Origin of the sequence: Polaromonas sp. 39-63-25, assembly GCF_002278925.1 — a bacterium.
Classification (GTDB): Bacteria; Pseudomonadota; Gammaproteobacteria; order Burkholderiales; family Burkholderiaceae_C; genus Polaromonas.
In genome coordinates, this window is record NZ_NCJH01000049.1 from 1 (window position 1) to 1,328 (window position 1,328).

The following is a 1,328-nucleotide window of genomic DNA, read 5'->3' on the forward strand; positions in this document are numbered from 1 at the left end:
CGCCCGCACGATGCGCGACACCAGCATCCAGGTCTTGCCAGAACCCGCGCAGGCTTCAACCGCCACGCTGCGGCGCGGGTCGCAGGCAATCGCGTAGAACGCGTCGGCAGCAACCGGCTGGCCGTTGCATTGGTAGGCGGCAGGATGCGTCGCCGTCATCGTACGCACCCGCTGATAGATGCAGGTATCCCACTCCAGCAGGGGCCGCGGGACTGGCTCTGCCAGACCGCAGGCGCAGCGGCCCCCTCGGGGGGCAGAGAGCTACGCGCAGCGAACGACCGTGGGGGCTCTTCACCCCAGCAGGGGCCGCGGAACCGGCTTTGCCGGGCCGCAGGCGCAGCGGCCCCCTCGGGGGGCAGGGAGTTACACGCAGTGAACGACCGTGGGGGCATAGCTAGTTCCAGAAATCCTTGCGGCACAGGCCGCGCGCCGCGCAGTAGTCGCAGGCCTTGCCTTCACCCAGGGCAGGCAGCGGGGCACCCTGCTCCAGGCGTGCCATGTCGTCGCGAATGCCTTCAATCAACTCGTCACGCAGGCCGACAATGTCGGGCTGGGCGTAGGTTTTCGTCGGCTCCTTTTCACCCAGGTTGACATACGCGGCGGCCAGCGTGTCGTCTTCGATCAATGCGGCGTAAAACGCCAGCTGCGTGTCTTCCTGGCCGCTTTTGATGCGTTCAGCCGTGGTGGAACGCGACTCGGTCTTGTAATCGATCAGCAGCGCGTGGCCATCGCTCTGGCGGTCCATGCGGTCGATTTTTCCGACCAGGGTCAAAGGGCCCAGCGGGATTTCGCGCCACACCTCGCCGGCGTCAAAAACCGCGCCGGTCGCTTCATGCTCAGCCAGCCACGCCAGGTAGCCTTTGCGCACACGCGGCCAGATCGCCGCAAACGGCAGGAACTCGCTTTCGCTCAGGGCAAGCTCTTGGGTGGCGCGTTCAGCCGCTATATTAATAATAGCTACTCGCGCAGGTATATCCTGGGCTGCAGCCGTTTTTAGCATGTCATGGAAGATCTTCAGCAGGCTGTGCAGCCAGTTGCCGAAATCGCGCTTGCCCAACTCGCTTTCAAGCTCGTCGGGCGCCTGCAGCCTGAGCTGACGCAACGCAAAAAACCGGTATGGGCAGCGGCGCAGGTCTTCATAGGCGCTGGCGGAAAGGCGGGTCACGGGCAGCGCGTCGCCGCTGGGCAGCGGGCGCGGCGTGGGACGCGCCGGCAACGCGCGCGGCAGGCGCGGGTCGGGCGCGAAGGTGATGACGTGGTCGAGCAGGATCTCCTGCACAAACCCGCTGGGCACCAGACGTTCGCCAGCCTCGCTGGCGCGCCACAGC

Annotated in this window: 1 protein-coding gene; it reads right to left on the bottom strand. The window is 66.0% G+C overall.

Annotated elements, in window-relative coordinates; translation table 11 throughout:
* Positions 1–394 precede the first annotated feature (394 nt).
* A partial coding sequence (locus tag B7X65_RS23820) for a PD-(D/E)XK nuclease family protein (RefSeq protein WP_293596708.1) occupies positions 395–1,328 on the bottom strand: 934 nt, incomplete at its 5' end.